Origin of the sequence: Shewanella sp. T24-MNA-CIBAN-0130 (assembly GCF_040310185.1) — a bacterium.
GTDB classification, from domain to species: Bacteria; Pseudomonadota; Gammaproteobacteria; order Enterobacterales; family Shewanellaceae; genus Shewanella; species Shewanella psychromarinicola.
The window spans coordinates 1-18567 of the sequence record NZ_JBEOPP010000073.1 but is presented as its reverse complement, the minus strand read 5'-3'; the positions used below and the strand labels follow the sequence as shown (position 1 = coordinate 18567).

The 18567-nt window shown below is 40.4% G+C and carries 18 protein-coding genes; 12 read left to right on the top strand and 6 right to left on the bottom strand.

Going from position 1 to position 18567, the window contains the following annotated elements; translation table 11 throughout:
• Positions 1–905: 905 nt before the first annotated feature.
• From AAEZ02_RS19735 to AAEZ02_RS19725, 3 genes are all read right to left on the bottom strand, one after another.
• The gene (locus tag AAEZ02_RS19735) at positions 906–2213 is read right to left on the bottom strand and encodes a tyrosine-type recombinase/integrase (protein ID WP_124014163.1); all 1308 of its coding nucleotides are present in this window, start codon (positions 2211–2213) and stop codon (positions 906–908) included.
• A 66-nt stretch (positions 2214–2279) separates the two neighbouring features.
• A complete protein-coding gene (locus AAEZ02_RS19730; RefSeq protein ID WP_164839395.1) occupies positions 2280–2591 on the bottom strand; it encodes a hypothetical protein in 312 nt (103 codons plus the stop codon).
• A gap of 446 nt (positions 2592–3037) precedes the next feature.
• Positions 3038–3487 carry a hypothetical protein gene (locus AAEZ02_RS19725; protein ID WP_124014162.1) on the bottom strand — a complete coding sequence of 150 codons (450 nt, stop codon included), beginning with the start codon at positions 3485–3487 and terminating at the stop codon, positions 3038–3040.
• A gap of 270 nt (positions 3488–3757) precedes the next feature.
• Between AAEZ02_RS19725 and ccoN the strand changes: the two genes are divergently transcribed.
• The 11 genes from ccoN to ttcA all read left to right on the top strand — a co-directional run bounded on the left by ccoN (position 3758) and on the right by ttcA (position 14072).
• Positions 3758–5185 (top strand): cytochrome-c oxidase, cbb3-type subunit I, encoded by a 1428-nt coding sequence (gene ccoN, locus AAEZ02_RS19720; protein ID WP_124014161.1) that lies wholly within the window; start codon positions 3758–3760, stop codon positions 5183–5185.
• A 12-nt stretch (positions 5186–5197) separates the two neighbouring features.
• Positions 5198–5824: a cytochrome-c oxidase, cbb3-type subunit II gene (gene ccoO, locus AAEZ02_RS19715; protein WP_101031428.1), complete on the top strand. Its 627-nt coding sequence runs from the start codon at positions 5198–5200 to the stop codon at positions 5822–5824.
• A gap of 9 nt (positions 5825–5833) precedes the next feature.
• Positions 5834–6013, top strand: a complete 180-nt coding sequence (locus AAEZ02_RS19710; protein ID WP_101031426.1) for a cbb3-type cytochrome oxidase subunit 3 — start codon at positions 5834–5836, stop codon at positions 6011–6013.
• Positions 6014–6015: 2 nt separating this feature from the next.
• Positions 6016–6984, top strand: a complete 969-nt coding sequence (gene ccoP / locus AAEZ02_RS19705) for a cytochrome-c oxidase, cbb3-type subunit III (RefSeq protein ID WP_101034667.1) — start codon at positions 6016–6018, stop codon at positions 6982–6984.
• 115 nt (positions 6985–7099) lie between these two features.
• Positions 7100–7579 (top strand): FixH family protein, encoded by a 480-nt coding sequence (locus AAEZ02_RS19700; RefSeq protein ID WP_101031424.1) that lies wholly within the window; start codon positions 7100–7102, stop codon positions 7577–7579.
• A 57-nt stretch (positions 7580–7636) separates the two neighbouring features.
• The gene (locus tag AAEZ02_RS19695; RefSeq protein WP_124014160.1) at positions 7637–10030 is read left to right on the top strand and encodes a heavy metal translocating P-type ATPase; all 2394 of its coding nucleotides are present in this window, start codon (positions 7637–7639) and stop codon (positions 10028–10030) included.
• A complete protein-coding gene (gene ccoS / locus AAEZ02_RS19690) occupies positions 10027–10281 on the top strand; it encodes a cbb3-type cytochrome oxidase assembly protein CcoS (RefSeq protein ID WP_124014159.1) in 255 nt (84 codons plus the stop codon). Before AAEZ02_RS19695 ends, ccoS begins: the two co-directional genes overlap by 4 nt.
• The gene (locus tag AAEZ02_RS19685) at positions 10278–10967 is read left to right on the top strand and encodes a sulfite exporter TauE/SafE family protein (protein WP_101031418.1); all 690 of its coding nucleotides are present in this window, start codon (positions 10278–10280) and stop codon (positions 10965–10967) included. The genes ccoS and AAEZ02_RS19685 overlap by 4 nt, the downstream gene beginning before the upstream one ends.
• 299 nt (positions 10968–11266) lie before the next feature.
• Positions 11267–12016 carry an electron transport transcriptional regulator EtrA gene (gene etrA, locus AAEZ02_RS19680; protein WP_101031416.1) on the top strand — a complete coding sequence of 250 codons (750 nt, stop codon included), beginning with the start codon at positions 11267–11269 and terminating at the stop codon, positions 12014–12016.
• A 97-nt stretch (positions 12017–12113) separates the two neighbouring features.
• Positions 12114–13043, top strand: coding sequence for a universal stress protein UspE (gene uspE / locus AAEZ02_RS19675; protein WP_124014158.1), 930 nt, complete (start codon positions 12114–12116; stop codon positions 13041–13043).
• A 90-nt stretch (positions 13044–13133) separates the two neighbouring features.
• Positions 13134–14072 (top strand): tRNA 2-thiocytidine(32) synthetase TtcA, encoded by a 939-nt coding sequence (ttcA, locus tag AAEZ02_RS19670; RefSeq protein WP_124014157.1) that lies wholly within the window; start codon positions 13134–13136, stop codon positions 14070–14072.
• 136 nt (positions 14073–14208) lie between these two features.
• Here ttcA and AAEZ02_RS19665 read toward each other — a convergent pair whose 3' ends face one another.
• Together AAEZ02_RS19665 and AAEZ02_RS19660 are read right to left on the bottom strand one after the other, a co-directional pair.
• Positions 14209–14862: a DUF2987 domain-containing protein gene (locus AAEZ02_RS19665; protein WP_124014156.1), complete on the bottom strand. Its 654-nt coding sequence runs from the start codon at positions 14860–14862 to the stop codon at positions 14209–14211.
• Positions 14855–15673, bottom strand: a complete 819-nt coding sequence (locus AAEZ02_RS19660; RefSeq protein WP_101031408.1) for a glucosaminidase domain-containing protein — start codon at positions 15671–15673, stop codon at positions 14855–14857. Before AAEZ02_RS19660 ends, AAEZ02_RS19665 begins: the two co-directional genes overlap by 8 nt.
• Positions 15674–15941: 268 nt before the next feature.
• Here AAEZ02_RS19660 and yvcK point away from each other — a divergent pair, with 268 nt between their 5' ends.
• The gene (gene yvcK / locus AAEZ02_RS19655) at positions 15942–16904 is read left to right on the top strand and encodes a uridine diphosphate-N-acetylglucosamine-binding protein YvcK (protein WP_233768517.1); all 963 of its coding nucleotides are present in this window, start codon (positions 15942–15944) and stop codon (positions 16902–16904) included.
• A gap of 203 nt (positions 16905–17107) precedes the next feature.
• On the opposite strand, the gene AAEZ02_RS19650 is transcribed toward yvcK, so the two are convergent.
• Positions 17108–18301: an amino acid aminotransferase gene (locus tag AAEZ02_RS19650; RefSeq protein ID WP_101031406.1), complete on the bottom strand. Its 1194-nt coding sequence runs from the start codon at positions 18299–18301 to the stop codon at positions 17108–17110.
• Positions 18302–18567: the final 266 nt, after the last annotated feature.

The following is an 18567-nucleotide window of genomic DNA, read 5'->3' as shown; positions in this document are numbered from 1 at the left end:
ATAAGAAGTCTGAAACAGAAACAAGAAATGCAGCTTAAAATTTAAGTAAAGAGTGCCAACTACCTTGAAAAACACCGCTATGAAGGAAAAGTAAGAGATTTTATTGATGCTTACGAAAATTTCATCTCATCCAACAATTATCAAAATACGCTTTGCCTATACAAAATAAAATGCACGAAACCTCGTAAACATAGAATGTTAAATGAAATAGTTTGAATGTAAGTGCTTCAGTTTACATTATGAGTCCATTGACCTTGTTAAGTCGTTCCGATTTCACTTAGTGTCGCCTAAAAAATTCAACGTTCACTGACTTGCTCAACGTTAATGTTAACACTCTGACATATGCCACTTGAGCAATATAGAGAATTACACATCTTGAGAGGTTGTGTGCATGCCTTTGAGATGGTGACTGCAATTCAAACATTATCTAGCGCCTTTAAACCCCTTGAATATAACTAGTTCATGAACAACTCTTGGATTGCACTTGGCTAATGGCCAATCAATAATTAACTATGACAACTAAATCAATAACTTAAAACATTTCCACAGAATAATTCTTAAGATAATCCGCAATCAGTTATCCCAAATAGAGCATAGGTAGTTATGTCAGTAGCTTATAAAAAATCTCAACGTGCCGGTAAATCTCGATCTGAGTGGCAAAGGTCACACACAGGTATTCATTAACAATACACAAATACCCTATTTAACATAATATACATTGTACGCATACATGTGCCTTTGTTAAATACGCTGTTCGAGACTGCGCATTTGAGGCTTGGTCATCATCATTGCATTAAACCGTAAAATGTTTATATACGGCCTTAAGCGTTTATTTTAACCAAATTGGCTATTTAGTATCGTGCTGAGATTGCATGCTTTTGGTTTTGTCTAGTAATGCCAGTCGATTATTCAATCTCAGCAAGATGACTTAATGGTTTGTTGAATGCACTTTGGTGTCGTTCAGTTTGTGTGGTGTGCAAATACTGTGATGTGGTGTCGATGCTCTCATGGCCGGCGTCGGCCTGGACATGTGATAATGGTCGACGGTTGATATTGATATCGTGCGTGATCCCGGTATGGCGAATATTATGAGCACTGAGTGTTCGCATCAGTTGACTGTCATGTTCGAAGCCATCTTTGGCTGCATTATCTGCGGCTAAGGTAATCAGCTTGTCTATTTCGTCGCGTATTTGTCTAATACCAAGATTGGCGTTGATGACGCCTGATTCTCGTCCATGAGCTGCGGCTTTGTGGCGCACGAATATAGGATGTTGATCGTTGATGCTGGGTAAATCACTGAGGTGCAGAAAACGTCGATAATCCACTAATCCAGCGAGTAATACTTTTGAAATGGCAATATTTCGGGCTTTACCGCTTTTAGAAAATGGTACGTGGAAATACCAGATGCCAGAATGTGGATCTTGTCTGAATTGGCTCATTATAGGTGCATAACCTGCACGAGCACTGATTTCTGATATGCGTAAATAGCAGCTATATATTAGTGTTATTAGCAACAAACTGCGCTGATGTTGCTCTGGCTGGGCCTTGGCTAGTTGGCTGACAGTACTGATAACATAGGACCATTGCAACTCGGTGAATGCATGATGGTTGTTGTCTTCATTGATGGTGAACTTACGCGTTATGGCAAATCGACTGTGCTTTAACCATAATTGCGCTGGGTTACGCTCGGTGTATTCTTCACTAATTAAGTACCCATAAAATGATGATAATATGGCAATTTTAGTCTTGAGTGCATTATCACTTAGTTGATATGGCAGACATTTCCCGAGTTGTTTTTTACCAACAAATGGCCGCCATTGTGAGTTTGGCGCTCGCTCACCAGTGGCTTTGTCGAGTTTGAATTGTGCCACATTGAAGTAACCTATAAGTGCCTGTGGTGGCGATTGGCAGTAATCGACGTACTTGGCAATGTCTTTGCGCGTCACCGCGATTGGCGATAATGCGACGACGTCAAAACACCAATGCAGATACGTGGTTAATTCGCTGCGGTAGGCTTTGTAGTTGTTTTCAGAGTGCTTTTGTTCAAACAACCAATCCGCACAGTGCTCAATAATGAGCCCAGCATCAGCCACTTTATTAATAGATATTTTGGTAATGTATTGGTTTATGTAGGCATTACCTTGTAATACAAATTCTGCAGCGTCAAATAGTGGCAATACCGGTGGCAGTTCTTCAAGTAGTTTATTGGCCATATGAACAAATATAGGTTATTGATTATATTGCCTTATTGTACTATTTTTTGGCTGATGCCGATAATGTTATTTATCGGCATCAATCGTGGTCATTTTTGGATACGAGTTTTCAATATACGAATATGTGGACTCTGCAATATCTTCGTCTGTGATTAACTGCTGCATACAATGCTCAATCGCGTTTGATGGCTTACACGACGGTTGTTGGCATTGATTATTATGACAAGTAAACCGTTTTTGACAGCTCCACAGGCATAATTGCCAAATAGTTTGTTTACTGGTTCGGTCTAAGCACTGTAATTCTGCAGCGCATAAATGACCTGCTTTGATTAACTGGGCAACTTTTTCTGTATCGATAGACACATTGACTCTGTTCATGTGTGCTCCTTTTTCCCCATGTAGATTGACATTTATCGCTATACTCGCAGCGGATGGATGACTTGCATTGATACCCAACCCTCTTCTCTTTTAGCTATGCCCTATTCATTTCATTCAATTAAGTGGTGTTACTTGATAATACATTAATGAGAATGATTATCAATTAGTTATTAGTGAAGAACACCGCTTCTGTGTTATGGATCATGATTTATAAGGAAATGAACCGGCTGTTTGATGCCCTACATGAGTTTGTGCAGTAAGACATTGTTTACACTTGGAGTGCTATTTAGCTTCGGTTTATGATGATTTGATAGAAAACACTCTGCATATGGTGGACCGGCTTGGATATTTAAGGCTATAGGTATGCAAATATTGATTCCCTATAACCTGTGCCCTAGCCTGTAATGCATCATTGTTGGTATTTGATAACCTTGACTAAGCAATAATTATTTATCGTTATCCGCTAAAAAGTCATACATTAATGTGCGTGGTTGTTGTTGGTAGTCAAAGGATACCATCACTGTCCAGACCATATAATTACTGCTACAGGAACCAAAAATCAATGAACCTTGATAGGAATTGTTCTGTATTTCGGACAATGTAACAGGTATGACACCCATGAACATATCGCGCCCTTCTATTCTCATAGAAACATTAGTGATCGCTTGACTACTCTTTAACGTAACTATTAATGGTTTTTCACTGGGAGTATCGACGGGGTCGATCAGTAAACCGACTTGCAAGCCTGCTACTTCTTGGTAACATTCTCCCTCTGAAAATTCACATAACGTTTCATCAATTGGTAAATCTTGTTGTTCTTGCGTTTGTGGTCTGTCACAGGCTATTAAAAACATTAAGAAAAAATTGAAAATGATAATTTGGATAAATTTATGCATGTTTTTTTAACCTTCATGGTTGAGTTAGTAACATTATCTTTCATAGATTGATCTAGATCAATTTTGATTCCGGTTGTGAAGTATCTTTTTTGACGTAGCTCAAGTATCATTACTCCGCTTCGTGATAGAAAGAGACGTCATGAGGTAACACCTTGACAAATGGCATTAAAAACAGTCTTAAATGGCTCAATTTATGACCAGTTGTTAATCTAACAGGTAAAGCTCGCTTTACTAATATTAAAAGTATAAGTAATAAGCCGTGGAAGCATTATGATGAACCATTCCCAGTCTACAGGCGCTGATTACAACTACACCATTGTCCGCCAATTCGCACTAACCACAGTTTTGTGGGGAATCGTTGGTATGTCAGTAGGTGTATTGATTGCGGCTCAGTTAATCTGGCCACAACTGAACTTCGAAACACCTTGGTTAACGTATAGTCGTTTACGACCATTACATACCAATGCGGTGATTTTCGCATTCGGAACATCAGCTCTTTTCGCTACATCCTACTATGTTGTGCAACGCACTTGTCAAGTCCGTCTATTTGCGCCTAAATTAGCCGCATTTACCTTCTGGGGTTGGCAAGCCGTTATTATTGCAGCTGCAATCACTCTACCAATGGGGTTTACCCAAGGTAAAGAGTATGCAGAATTAGAATGGCCTATTGATATCGCAATTACGATTATCTGGGTTAGCTATGCAATTGTTTTCTTCGGCACAATCGCTAAACGAACGACATCCCACATTTATGTGGCGAACTGGTTCTTTGGTGCCTTTATCATTACTGTTGCAGTACTTCACATTGTCAACTCAATGGCGGTACCCGTAAGCTTATTTAAGTCTTACTCTCTGTACTCTGGTGCAGTCGATGCGATGGTTCAGTGGTGGTATGGTCATAATGCGGTAGGCTTCTTACTTACTGCTGGTTTCTTGGGGATGATGTATTACTTCGTGCCTAAGCAAGCTGGTCGCCCAGTTTATTCTTACCGTTTATCAATTGTTCATTTTTGGGCATTGATCGCGTTATACATTTGGGCCGGTCCTCACCACTTACATTACACTGCCCTTCCTGACTGGACTCAGTCATTAGGCATGGTAATGTCATTAATTTTATTTGCGCCATCTTGGGGCGGTATGATTAACGGTATTATGACCTTGTCTGGTGCGTGGCATAAGCTTCGTACAGACCCAGTATTACGTTTCTTAGTGGTTTCATTGTCTTTCTACGGTATGTCTACCTTCGAAGGCCCAATGATGGCAATTAAAACGGTCAATGCGCTATCTCATTATACCGACTGGACTATTGGTCACGTTCACTCTGGCGCGCTAGGCTGGGTGGCAATGGTGTCTATTGGTTCTTTATACCACTTAATTCCAGTGTTATTTGGCCACGGCCGTATGTACAGCATGAAGCTCATTAACGTACATTTCTGGTTAGCCACTATCGGTACTGTCTTGTATATCGTTAGTATGTGGATTTCGGGCGTTATGCAGGGTCTGATGTGGCGCGCAGTCAACGCTGATGGAACACTGACTTACAGTTTCGTTGAGAGTTTAGAAGCCTCGTACCCATTCTATTTTGTACGCTTTATTGGTGGTTGTTTCTTCTTAACCGGTATGTTCATTATGGCCTATAACGTTATTCGTACCGTTAGAGCGTCTAAAGATTCATTACCTGCTATTGCAGAAGCTTAAGGAGCAGATTCGATGAAATTTAATCATGAATTAATTGAAAAGAATGTCGGTCTGCTTGCTATCTTCACGGTCATCGCCATTAGTTTTGGTGGTTTAGTGCAGATTACCCCGCTGATATTTCAAAAAGACACCACTGAACCAGTTGAGGGTCTAATTCCGTATACTGCGTTACAGATTGAAGGTCGTGACATTTATGTTCGTGAAGGTTGTTACAACTGCCACAGCCAAATGATCCGCCCTTTACGTGCTGAAACAGAACGTTATGGTCACTATTCTGTTGCTGGCGAGTCTGTCTGGGATCACCCATTCCAATGGGGATCTAAGCGTACTGGTCCCGATTTAGCACGTGTAGGTGGACGTTACAGTGATATGTGGCATGAAGTACATTTACTTAACCCTCGTGACGTTGTGCCACAGTCGAATATGCCTGGTTTTCCTTGGTTAGCCGAAAACAAGCTCGACGGCGTATTGACTGGTGACAAGATGACTATTCTACGTAACCTGCATAAAGGCGGTTATAAAGGTAATGATCTTTACACTGACGAAGAAGTTGCTGGCGCTCAAAAAGCAGTTGAAGGTAAGACTGAAATGCAGGCGCTAATCGCTTATTTGCAATCTTTGGGTCACGCACTCAAATAGGAGGCAATTATGGATTACGGTACTTTTCAAGGCATTTTGACCATAGTTGTTATGGTGACCTTTGTGGGTATTTTTTTGTGGGCATACAGTAAGCACAGCAAGTCAAAGTTTGATGAAGCAGCTAACTTAGTATTCACAGAAGATGAACTTGCGAAGATGTCAAAAGATTCGGGAGATCAGAAGTCATGATTATGAGTAACTTCTGGAGCATTTGGATTACTGTACTGACGATTGTGGTCATTGCTGGTTGTTTTATTCTTCTTAAGGTGGTTAATAAAAATTACACCGGTGTAGAAGAAGGCGAATCAATGGGCCACAGTTTTGATGGTATTGAAGAACTGAACAACCCACTACCTAAGTGGTGGGCGTATATGTTCTATTTAACCATCGTATTCGGTGTGATCTATTTAGCTCTGTATCCAGGCCTAGGTAACTATAAAGGTCTGTTTGGTTGGACAAGTTCTAATCAAAGCATTGGTACTGATAAAGGACTTAAAGCAGACTCAGCTGCGGCCCTTGAAGCAGCAAAAGATGAAAACCGTTTATCTCAGTATGACCGCGAAGTCGCTCATGCTGATGAAAAATACGGTCCGATTTTTGATGCTTATTTAGCGACACCGTTAGAAGAGTTAGTGAAAGATCCTGAAGCATTAAAAGTGGGCGGTCGTTTGTTTTTACAAAACTGTGCACAGTGCCATGGTTCTGACGCTCGCGGTTCTAAGGGCTTCCCTAACCTTACCGACGGTGATTGGTTATATGGTGGTGAACTTGCCACGATAAAGACCACTCTGATGAACGGTCGTAACGGTATGATGCCGCCTAAAGGTGGTTTACCTATCGAAGACAGCGAGATTAAAGGTCTAGCTGAATACGTGGTAAAACTGTCTGGGCGTGAACATGATGAAGCGCTAGCAGCTCAAGGCCAAGGTTCATTTATGAAAGGTTGTTTTGCATGCCATGGCATGGATGCAAAAGGCAACAAGTTCATGGGTTCACCTAATCTGACTGATAATATTTGGTTATACGGCGGCAGCCGTGGTGTGATTGCTGAATCTATCATTAATGGCCGTGCAGGTGTTATGCCAGCATGGAAAGACATTCTTGGTGAAGAGAAAGTCCATGTCATTACTGCTTATGTTTATAGTCTATCAAACAAATAGTTACATATAAGTAACAACAAGGCCTCGACATAATCGAGGCCTTTTTTTTAAGTGATTATTAAGCCATTACGGGGTAAAATACCCCAGAATCATTTCCACCATTTTAGGATGTATCATGTCTACAGAACTCCCTTGGTATAAGCAATTTTGGCCTTGGTTTTTAATCGTGTTACCTATGTGTGCGGTTATTGCTAGTTTAACGACCTTAAAGATTGCTTTGGATAATTCTGACTCTCTGGTTGCCGAAGATTATTATAAAAAAGGCAAAGCCATAAACATGGATTTGCGTAAGATAAAATACGCCCAACAAATTGGGATGAAGTTTTTGGTTACGGTCGCGGATAAAGAATTACAAATCACTCAACACGGCGGTCCGCAATACCGCGCCGCGCTCAAAGTGCGGTTTTATCATCCTACGATAGAAGAAAATGATTTCAATTTAAACGCCACAGCCGATGCTAATTACGTTTATCACATACCGTTATCAGATGCGATCACAGGCCCATGGGAAGTGCGTATAGAAGGATTTGATGGTAAATGGCGTATACAACAACGCATTGATATTAAAGATGATGTTGAATATTGGCTAAATTAATACCACACCCACTACGTATTTGAATGATTATATGTTTAATGAAGTTGATATAAAGAGATGACATCTTGTTTTCATTGTAATGAGCCTGTCACCACAGGTGAACAATACACCACATTAATTCAAGGGCAACAACAACCTATGTGTTGCCCTGGTTGCCAAGCGGTTTCGCAAGCCATTATGGATGCAGGCTTAAGCAGCTATTATCAATTTAGAAGTGAACCAGGTCAGCGTCAAACAGCACTGGTGCCTGAACAATTATCCCAATATAGTGCTTATGATTTACCTGAAGTACAGCAAGATTTTGTCCATAAGCAAGGCGCTATTGATTCAACATCCCTGTCAATTGACGGTATTACTTGCGCAGCTTGTGCGTGGCTAATTGAACACAAACTTAAGCCCGTTGCCGGTATTACTAATGTGTTAGTCAATTCTACGACTCAACGGGCGTTAGTCAGTTGGGACAGTCATATTATTCAACTCAGCGAAATTCTGCAGATCATCAGTAAAGTTGGCTACCAAGCTGCACCTTATCAGGTTGATGAACAAGAAAAACAATCAAAAGTGGACAGCCGTAAATTCTTACTCCGTCTAGGGCTCGCAGGGTTTGCCACCATGCAGGTGATGATGTTTGCCCTCGCCTTATACACGGGATATTTCACCGGCTTAGATGTTGAGTTCCGTGATTATTTTCGTTGGGTCAGTTTAATGTTTGCCGCACCTGTGGTGCTGTATTCTGCGCAACCGTTTTATTTCAGTGCACTTCGCAGCCTATTAAGTGGCAAGCTTAATATGGATGTATCGGTCTCTATCGCTATTTTAGGCGCTTATGTTGCCAGTTGTGTGGCGACGATTCAGGGCAATGGCGAAGTGTATTTTGAATCTGTGTCTATGTTTACCTTTTTCTTATTGCTGGGCCGTTATTTTGAACAATCCGCTCGGCAAAAAGCATCGGTCAGTTCAAGTAATCTTCATAAGCTTGTGCCGCTCACTGCGCATTTACTGCGTAATGGTGATGCCACTGAAATTGCCGCTAAACAATTAATCATTGGCGATATTATCTTGGTAAAACCGGGTGAAGTCATTGCGGCAGACGCCGAGGTGGTTTTAGGGCAATCAAGTGTCAATGAGGCCATGCTTACCGGTGAACAAATGCCAATAAGCAAACACCTTGCTGATAAAGTTTATGCGGGAACGATTAATATCGAACAACCTCTTCAAGTTCGCGTCACTGCGCTAGGACAAGATCAACTGGTAGCTGAAATTATTCGCCTGCAAGAGCTTGCGTCAAACAACAAACCGGCCATCGCTTTAGTGGCCGACCGTTTAGCGCGTTACTTTTCCGCATCAATATTATCGATAGCAGCAATAACCTATTTGGTTTGGTTATCGATTTCTCCCGATGATGCCTTTTGGATTACCTTGTCGGTATTAGTGGCGACGTGTCCCTGCGCCCTCGCCCTTGCTACGCCGACAGCAGTGACTTGCGCCACGGCTATTTTTACTAAGTTGGGTGTTATTCCGAGAAAGACTGGGATTTTTGAAAAACTCACTAAAATCGATCATGTGGTGTTTGATAAGACCGGAACCTTAACATGCGGCTATTTATCCATTGGTGAAGTGCAAACCTTTGGACAATATTCATCAGAGCAAGTGTTATCGTTAGCGGCAGCCACCGAACAAGGTTCTTTACATCCTATCGCGTTAGCATTTAAGCCCTTTTATGATAACAAGCACATTGTTGAACATGTTGACCATCATATTGGATTAGGTATTCGAGCCTGTATTAATCAACAACAAGTCTGTATTGGAACGGCACAATTTGTTACCCCAGACTGCAATCAAGTGTCGCCACAAGCATTAGAAAGTCAGTGGATTTTTCTGTCTATCGATAATAAATTGGTTGCAAAAATTGAGATGCTAGACCAGTTACGTATCGACAGTTTAGCAACTGTCAATGCGTTAAAAGCGGCCAATATAAAACTGAGTATAGCCAGTGGTGATAGTTCGGGTCATGTTGAGTTTTTAGCAAACAAAATAGGTATTTCAGATGTGCATTCAGGTTTATCACCTCAAGGTAAGTTAGCATTAGTTAATCGATTACAACAAAAAGCCAATGTGGCCATGTTTGGCGACGGTATTAATGACGCGCCAGTATTAGCCGGAGCAAATTTGTCGGTAGCTATGGGCAGCGGTAGCGCTATAGCCAAAAACAGTGCCGACTTAATTTTACTGGGCGATCACTTATCACGCTTTAATGATGCCATTTATGTTGCTAAGCAAGCACAGCGAATTATTCATCAAAATTTGTTATGGGCTTTTGCTTATAACATGGTAATTTTGCCATTAGCAGTGACTGGGCATGTTGCCCCATATATTGCAGCTATTGGCATGTCCGTGAGTTCACTGATCGTGGTGAGCAACAGTTTACGGCTTCTTAGGATAAAATTATGAGTATCATTTACGTCTTAATCCCCATTGCGATGCTATTTGTATTAATTGCAGTGTCTATCTTCTTTTGGGCGGTAAAGTCTGAGCAATTTGATGATTTAGATAGACAAAGTGTATCCATTTTATTTGATGAAGACGATATAAAAGCCAATACTAACGTTAACGACAGCACTAATAGTCATCCTACCAATTCTACCAGTGCTGAACTCGTTGGTTCGGATACTCTCGATGATAAACCAGAGTCAAAACCGTGATTGAATATAACCTCGGTGGCGCGTTTATTGTTGGTTTAATGGGCGCAGCCCATTGCTTTGGAATGTGTGGCGGGTTGATTGGGGCTTTTTCTGCAAATATACCCACCCATGGCCAGAACCGCTTAGCGACACAACTAACGTTTCTATTTAGTTATAATCTGGGCCGAATTTTTAGCTATACCGTTGCAGGAGCCATCGTCGGTGGTAGCGTGTCTGCTTTAGGCCATTTATTCGATGCCGATAACTATTTAATTGTTCTGCGCATTATCGCTGGGACCATGATGATACTCACTGGGCTGTATATCGCTCAGATATGGTTTGGTATTGTGCACATTGAAAAAGTAGGTAAACTCCTTTGGCGTTATATACAGCCGCTTACACGTAAAATAATGCCGATTACTCATCCAATGCAAGCAGTGCTAGCCGGCATGGTTTGGGGCTGGTTACCTTGCGGTCTGGTGTACAGTACGTTAACTTGGTCCGTCGCGTCAGGTAGCGCATTACAAGGCGGCTTGATTATGTTGGCTTTTGGTTTGGGTACGCTACCTGCTTTATTTGCTGCAGGATTAGCGGCAAAAACCTTGGCTCAATGGGTACAAAAACGTGCAGTGAGATTATTCAGCGGCGGCTTATTAGTATTATTTGGATTGCAGACTCTTTATATTGCTTTTAATCAACTAAACTAGTTGGTAACGATAACTGAGTTACATATTGTCGTTAAGCTATAAATACCCTTTATAATCAATAGGTATTAGCAAAATGTTAAATATTTAAAGCATTTATTCACTAAGTTGTTACAATATGCACTAGCGTCTAAGGAGCGTTCAAAAGAGGTAAGTTATATTGGACTTTTGCTTAACCGTAAACGTGTAACTATTACACCGTCCATTCACTTCATTTAGCAAGTGCAACTCTCATGTTGAGGAGTACCTTATTAATGCGGAATGGTATAACATGGTGATGTCTTCATAAATTGAGAATGGGTATGCCTTCAGATTTCATTAAAACTCGTCCATCTACTAGCGGTTGCGCCATTCATTGCCACGATTGCAGTATGGAAGCCCTGTGTATACCCTTTACGTTAAATAATGAAGAGCTTGATAAACTCGATAATATTATTGAACGTAAAAAACCCATTCAAAAAGGTGATCTTATCTTCAAATCCGGTGACGTACTTAAGTCATTGTATGCGATCCGTTCCGGTACGATTAAAAGCTATACCATTACAGAACAAGGTGATGAACAAATTACTGGTTTTCATCTTGCGGGTGACGTCATTGGTTTTGATGGTATTCATGCCCAACGTCACCAGAGTTTTGCCCAAGCCTTAGAAACCTCAATGGTCTGTGAAATCCCCTACGATACCTTAGATGATTTATCTGGATCTATGCCTAAACTGCGCCAGCAAATTATGCGATTGATGAGTAATGAAATTATGAGTGATCAAGAAATGATCCTCCTGCTTTCCAAGAAAAATGCCGAAGAACGTTTGGCCGCATTTATCAATAATCTTGCTAATCGCTTCGGTAAACGGGGGTTCTCGCCCCATGAATTTAGACTTTCGATGACTCGCGGTGATATCGGTAATTATTTGGGGTTAACGGTTGAAACGATTAGCCGTTTATTGGGCCGGTTCCAAAAGTCAGGCTTAATTGAAGTCAAAGGTAAGTACATTTCTATTATTGATCATTCCGCGTTAAGTAGCCTTGCTGGAAATGCTCGCATCGCCACTTAAATTAAATTAGTATGATCTATCTCAATGTTTAAATATTAGTAAACGGTAATACTATCAATAGATAATATCAATAAAAACATAACAGCTTGGAGGTTATATGAAGGATTATAAAAAGATATTAGTGGTGATTAATCCTACAACGGATCATCAACCCGCATTGGCACGTGCTGTTGAGTTAGCGTCAAAAAGTCAGGCAGAGATAACTGCATTTTTATCTATTTTTGATTTCTCATATGAAATGACCTCTATTTTATCTAGCCAAGAACGTGAAGCTATGCGACAAGGTGTCATCGATCAGCGTGTTGCCTGGTTAGAAAACGCCATTAGTGGTTTTGATAAGCATAATATTAATATTAATACTGAAGTTGTTTGGCATAACCGCCCTTTCGAAAGTGTAATAAATCATGCGATAAAAGGTCATTATGATTTGATTGTTAAAAGCACACATGAACATCATAAATTAAAAGCGGTCATTTTTACCCCTACAGATTGGCATTTAATGCGTAAGTCTCCTGTCCCGGTGTTGTTAGTCAAAGAACATGATTGGCCAGTTGCAGGCAAAATTGTCTGTGCGGTCAACGTTGCTACCGAAGATGAAGATCATCAAACTCTTAACGGTAAAATCATTAATCACGCTCTCGATTTAGCCAAAAAATTCTCTGCAAGTGTGCACTTAGTTAATGGGTATCCTGGTACGCCAGTAAATCTCGCTATCGAACTCCCCGACTTTGATGCCAGTGTGTATAACAATACTGTGCGGATGCAGCATGAGCAACGAGTACAGTATTTAGCTCAAGCTTATAATATTCCATTAGAAAACTGCCATGTTGAAGAAGGATTACCTGAAGATGTTATTCCTGAAATCTCGACCAAATTAGATGCTGAATTAGTTGTACTTGGTACAGTTGGCCGCACAGGTTTTTCTGCTACATTAATTGGTAATACGGCTGAACATGTCATCGACAGTATTAATTGTGATTTGTTGGCGATTAAACCTGATGGATATAAATCACCTTTAGAAGATTAGTCTCCATTAGAAGAGGTTAACTTCTTTACCCTGACCTCGAATGCTGGAATAATACGCGCCCTGAAACACTTAGTTACTGGGCGCATTTTTATGTCTGAAGTTGATACAATCTCTGAAAATTATATAACTCGTATAAATAAGCTGCAAAAACGTTTACGACATGAAGTCGGTTCAGCGATTGCGGATTATAATATGATCGAAGATGGTGATCGCGTTATGTGTTGCCTTTCCGGTGGCAAAGACAGCTACACTATGCTGGATATTTTATTAAATCTTCAACGACGCGCGCCAATTAAATTTGAAATTGTCGCTGTTAACTTAGATCAAAAACAACCTGGCTTTCCTGAACATGTGTTGCCAGCATACTTAGATGAGTTAGGTGTCGCTTACCATATTCTTGAAAAAGATACCTATTCTATTGTCAAAGAAAAGATACCTGAAGGCAAAACGACATGTTCACTGTGTTCTCGTTTGCGTCGTGGTACGCTTTATGGTTTCGCCCAACACATAGGGGCAACAAAAATTGCACTAGGTCATCACCGTGACGACATTATTGAAACCTTATTTTTAAATATGTTTTATGCCGGCAAACAAAAATCTATGCCACCTAAACTGTTATCTGATGACGGTGCCAATATGGTTATTCGTCCGTTGGCCTATTGCCGTGAAAAAGACATTGAAGAATATTCGACATTGAAATCGTTTCCTATCATTCCTTGCAACTTATGTGGCTCGCAAGAAAATTTAAAACGAGGTGCGATTAAAGATATGTTACAGCTTTGGGATAAACAATATCCTGGTCGCATTGAAACTATTTTTACCGCAATGCAAAATACCGCACCATCGCAAGGTGTTGACCGCGAGCAGTTTGATTTTGTTTCATTGCAACGAAATTCAGATGTTGTGAACACGGGTGATATTGCTGATGCAGATTTACCTGCTTTTGATTTTGTTGATATCAGTAATAATGGTCATATTGATTTAGATATCAGTAATCGAATCGATGTAGTCGCGACGTTTACGCCATAATAATGGCATTCACCTGTTAACAGATAAACTAAAGGCGTTGATATCAACGCCTTTATTATTACATCAATTGGTTTTACAAAAACGTTTAGCCTAATTATTCGAGTAGAACTTATCTAGCTCGAATGACAGTCCGACATTATTTCATGACGAATGGACTGACGACAGTGGGTTGCTGATTAAATGAAAGATGTTGCAGTTGATTGATTTTGGCCTGTGTCAGTGTGTATTTCTGATCCACTGTCGATTCTACACCGTCAATGGTTGCCATAATGATAGTGCCGTTATTGTGTTGGTTGGCAAACTCAAATGTCAGTCCACTAATCGGTTTACGAAAATACTTCATCGGAAAACCTTGTAATCCATCAAGCAGCTTATTCATATCGCCGGTTAGTGCTAACAGTTCCGTTTGAGTGAAATTTAGCTTGGTTTCTTTAGCGCGAACCTGCATGGCAATGGCACATTGTTCTGCATCACCGGTCACATTGATATTGACCAAACCTCGGTCAGATTTCAACTGCGGATCGTAGGGAATAAATAAGCGCTGTTGCGCATTATACGGTAGTGGGAACTGCTCTTTTTCGGTAGTGATACTACCTGACACTATGGTGCAATCTGATGTGATCGGTACACTAAAGGCTACCTCAACCAATGGATAGTTTTGCTTATTCACTTGCTTTAATCGATCGTAAAAGCCTTTGTACTCTAATGAAACAGTTTCAGCAACACTGCTACTAACCATAAAAATAGACGATATAAAAATAAATCCGATCACTAGCGTGCGATTAAGCATTAGCTTTGTTCCCTTGTAAATATGGCTTATTGTGTTTAAGCATGTCGAGTAGATCATCAATGTACTCGTCCTTTCGTTCTGAATAATTAATTAAGCCATAAACCAATTTCTCGGCGGTCAGCTTAATTTTTTGCGCCCGTAAATCAGCGCGAATAGAACGAAATAAACGATACGCAGAATTAGTGTTTAAATTAATCATGTAGGCAATAATTGACTCTTTGGGTGAATCAAATACAGCCACCTCATGGCTTTTGCCGTCCGCCCTCGCTAATGGCACTAAACCACAGCCCTCGGTAAAACACCACTGGCCAAAAAAATTAAACCCGTCGATTGCAAAACGTGAACTGCCCCAACCGCTTTCGTTGGCAGCTTGTACTAACACCATATCAACTGGAATGATATCGACGCGCTTTAATAAGGGCGTTAAGGTATTGCGCGTAAATGATTTAACATCATATTGATAATATTCAAGAATTGAATTCAACCTCTCATTATCAGATCCACTTAAGCCTAAATCATTATCGATTTTATCAATAACAGCCAATATGAATTGACGGTCGTGAATAATAATTTGATTTTGAGCTTCAACCGAAGGCCGCAAGTAATCAAAGAACGTTTGCTTTTTAGTGACTACATCATCTATTTCAGCAAACAACGGTACTTCACCTAGATCAACTTCATTAAGTTGATGAGTTCCAGATGTGACTGATTCTTGAGTCGTATTAGGAATGATAAAGAGTCTTATCGCCAACAATGCAACAACGGCTAAGCCTAATGCAAATGTTACTTTACCTATATTGCCTATCTTCAATAGTACCTGCCTTATCAAAAATTCATTTTCAACTTACTAATCTCGTTAATTATAACCTTAATGACCGATAGGATACAGTAAAGCGCTTTTGTGGATGGGGTGCTTATCGGCTTTGGGTCCCGATTGTGACCAATATAGGCAGCAAAACGGAAAAATAATTACACTTTAATGACCATATACAGTTAACATTGATTGAACGTGATAACTGGGCAGTCTTTATCGACTGCATATCGTCTTATTCAACAACTCAAGGACTTGAGAACAGATTATGTTGGATCAAAAACTCAATAATTATCATCATGTGGTAGCCATAGGTGGCGGGCATGGATTAGGCCGTATTCTTGCCGCTTTATCTTTTTTAGGCCCAAGATTAACAGGGATTGTTGCAACCACTGATAATGGTGGATCTACCGGTCGGCTGAGGCAGGATCAACAAACTATAGCGTGGGGAGATTTACGTAATTGTCTTTCCCATCTGGCCCTAAGGCCATCGTTAGGTTCGATGTTATTCGATCATCGTTTCACGGGTGATAATGAACTTTCTGGGCATAATTTAGGTAATCTGGTTTTACACGCACTCGATCAACTTTGTGTAAGACCGCTTGAAGCGGTAAATTTAATTCGTGGCTTACTTAAAATTGAGACGCAAATTATTCCGATGTCTGAAGCTTCAACTCATCTTGTTGCACTTACGCATTGTGGCAACAAAGTCTTTGGCGAACTTAATGTCGACGGCATGAAAGAAGCGCCGATTGCATTATCATTAGAGCCTGAAGTCGAAGCAACATCAGAGGCGTGCTATGCACTCGCTGAAGCCGATTTAATTATCATCGGCCCTGGCAGTTTTTTAACCAGTATACTGCCACCGTTATTGATCCCTCAGCTAACCAAGAGTATTCGAGACTCTCAAGCGCATGTTATTTTAGTGGATAATTTAACGCCCGAATATTCACCAGCAAGCACCTTTAGCATCGAAGATAAAATTGCTTGGTTCAACCAGCTTATAGGCAAGGAAGTCATCGCCGATGTTATTCAGCATGGCAATAAGATTGAGCTCGCTTGCTCCGAAGTGAATGGGGTTCGTTTTAATCATTTTCCGTTAGTAAGCCAGCATCATCCTGGTTTACACGATAAACTAGCGTTAGCTGAGGCCATTAGCCAAGTGTGTGGATCATACCAATCAAATAGTAAAGCCATTGATTTGACTAAAATACTTTCAGCTACTGCATAGAATGTATCTGTTAGTGCTGCCAAAATAGAGTATTGACTAGAGAATGATCCTGCTAAGTATTGCTATGGGGTCAAACTGGATTTGAATCGATATCTAATTCGAATAACCGACTCGAACTCGCATTCACCAATGACAACAAGATTATGGTGCACAGATAATAGAAAAGGCTGCATAGTGCAGCCTTTTTTAATCTGTCACTAATGTTAAATCACTTGTGCAATCGCTTTACACACAGCGGGCATATTGTTTTTCGTTAAACCTGCAACGCTAATACGACCAGAACCGACAATATAAATAGCGAATTCATCTTTTAAACGGGCAACTTGGCTTTTATTTAAACCTGAAAAACTGAACATGCCATTTTGACGCGAGATAAAACTAAAATCCTGTTTTACGCCTTCAGCTTTGAGACTTTCAACAAATAAGCTGCGCATGTCTGCAATACGTTCACGCATTAGAGTCAGCTCGGCTTCCCATTCTTGGCGCAGTGCCTTATCAGATAAAATAGTGCTAACAATCAACCCACCGTGTGCCGGAGGATTAGAGTAATTGGCACGAATATTTTTTTTGATTTGGCTAAAGCTTCTAACAGCATCATCTTGATTTTCTGCAACGATAGTGACAGCACCAATACGTTCGTTATACAAACCAAAGTTTTTAGAAAATGAGTTAGCAATTAATAGCTCTGGCACCACAGAAGCAACAGCGCGCAGACCTTGGGCGTCTTCTTCAATACCAGCACCAAACCCTTGGTAAGCAAAATCAAATAACGGTAGCAAAGATTTTTCTACACAAATGTTCGCGACTTGCTTCCATTGTTCAATCGATAAGTCGATACCGGTTGGGTTATGACAGCAACCATGAAGTAATATCACATCTCCCGCATTGGCATTCGCTAAATCAGCCAACATGGCGTCGAAATCCATGTCATGAGTTTCAGCCTTGTAGTAACGGTATTCTTTAACCGTTAAGCCTGCGGTTTCAAAAATATTCTTATGATTAGCCCAAGTAGGATTACTGACCCAAATTGTTGTTGAGCGTGTATTGCGGACCAGAAATTCTGAAGCCACCCGTAATGAACCTGTACCACCGGGTGCTTGTGCTGTAACGGCACGTTTATTTGCAATAATATTACTCTGAGGACCAAACAATAAATCTTGAACAACTTGATTGTAAGCTTGTACACCTTCAATACCGAGATAATTCTTGGTCTTTTCGGTTTCAAGTAAAATGGCTTCAGCTTTTTTTACAGAAGATAATATAGGCGTTTGCCCTGCTTCATCTTTATAAATACCTACCCCTAAGTTGACTTTGTGAGGGCGAGCATCTGCTTTAAATGCATCCGTTAAGCCTAAAATGGGGTCTGCTGGAGCAAGCGTGACTTGAGAGAAGATCATTACAACTATCCTAAGTGAAGTGAATGGAGAAAATATATTTAGTTATACCACTGTATGCCAGCGGTGAGTAGTGAGACTTTTAATAGTTGATACAAAGTTCATTAAAAGTTAAACAATCCTCAATTTTATGTACATTATAATGCTAATTTCATTAAATATGTGGTCATTTTCACTTTTTATACTGCTAACTGTTAGACGTCAACTAGCTTGTCCTATGCGCGTCAATTAAGTTGGCCGCTTTTGTCGTTTAATTTCATAGCTTGTTT

Bases quoted from the DNA above. Each gene is read 5' to 3' on its own strand.
- ccoS (WP_124014159.1), top strand. From the start codon at position 10,027: ATGAGTATCATTTACGTCTTAATCCCCATTGCGATGCTATTTGTATTA.
- AAEZ02_RS19735 (WP_124014163.1), bottom strand. From the start codon at position 2,213: ATGGCCAATAAACTACTTGAAGAACTGCCACCGGTATTGCCACTATTT.
- AAEZ02_RS19710 (WP_101031426.1), top strand. From the start codon at position 5,834: ATGGATTACGGTACTTTTCAAGGCATTTTGACCATAGTTGTTATGGTG.
- etrA (WP_101031416.1), top strand. From the start codon at position 11,267: ATGCCTTCAGATTTCATTAAAACTCGTCCATCTACTAGCGGTTGCGCC.
- uspE (WP_124014158.1), top strand. From the start codon at position 12,114: ATGAAGGATTATAAAAAGATATTAGTGGTGATTAATCCTACAACGGAT.
- AAEZ02_RS19665 (WP_124014156.1), bottom strand. From the start codon at position 14,862: ATGCTTAATCGCACGCTAGTGATCGGATTTATTTTTATATCGTCTATT.
- ccoN (WP_124014161.1), top strand. From the start codon at position 3,758: ATGATGAACCATTCCCAGTCTACAGGCGCTGATTACAACTACACCATT.
- yvcK (WP_233768517.1), top strand. From the start codon at position 15,942: ATGTTGGATCAAAAACTCAATAATTATCATCATGTGGTAGCCATAGGT.
- AAEZ02_RS19730 (WP_164839395.1), bottom strand. From the start codon at position 2,591: ATGAACAGAGTCAATGTGTCTATCGATACAGAAAAAGTTGCCCAGTTA.
- AAEZ02_RS19650 (WP_101031406.1), bottom strand. From the start codon at position 18,301: ATGATCTTCTCTCAAGTCACGCTTGCTCCAGCAGACCCCATTTTAGGC.
- ccoO (WP_101031428.1), top strand. From the start codon at position 5,198: ATGAAATTTAATCATGAATTAATTGAAAAGAATGTCGGTCTGCTTGCT.
- ttcA (WP_124014157.1), top strand. From the start codon at position 13,134: ATGTCTGAAGTTGATACAATCTCTGAAAATTATATAACTCGTATAAAT.
- ccoP (WP_101034667.1), top strand. From the start codon at position 6,016: ATGAGTAACTTCTGGAGCATTTGGATTACTGTACTGACGATTGTGGTC.
- AAEZ02_RS19725 (WP_124014162.1), bottom strand. From the start codon at position 3,487: ATGCATAAATTTATCCAAATTATCATTTTCAATTTTTTCTTAATGTTT.
- AAEZ02_RS19695 (WP_124014160.1), top strand. From the start codon at position 7,637: ATGACATCTTGTTTTCATTGTAATGAGCCTGTCACCACAGGTGAACAA.
- AAEZ02_RS19700 (WP_101031424.1), top strand. From the start codon at position 7,100: ATGTCTACAGAACTCCCTTGGTATAAGCAATTTTGGCCTTGGTTTTTA.